Raw genomic sequence first — 255 nt, forward strand, 5'->3', positions numbered from 1 at the left:
GCCCATCCATGCCGGCTCCAGGTCGGACGCGAACGGGCGGCTGCGCTTGCGCGGATGCTGGCGGTCGCTCTCCAGGTCGAGCAGGTCGTTGGCGATATAGACCGTCGAGGCGCACAGGCTGAAGGAAACGAACGCCAGCGCGAGCGCCAGCCAGGACTCGATGCCGCCGAACTGGTGACCAGCCAGCAGCGGAACGAACAGCAGCAGGTTCTTCAACCACTGATGCACACGCAGCACCCGGGCCAGCGCGCGCAG

General features: G+C 67.5%; 1 protein-coding gene. It reads right to left on the reverse strand.

Annotated elements, in window-relative coordinates:
• Positions 1 to 255: UbiA family prenyltransferase (locus KVT32_RS30700; RefSeq protein ID WP_217619496.1), on the reverse strand; the 255-nt coding region annotated here is incomplete at both ends.

Source organism: Achromobacter sp. GbtcB20 (assembly GCF_019091095.1).
Classification (GTDB): Bacteria; Pseudomonadota; Gammaproteobacteria; order Burkholderiales; family Burkholderiaceae_B; genus Achromobacter; species Achromobacter mucicolens.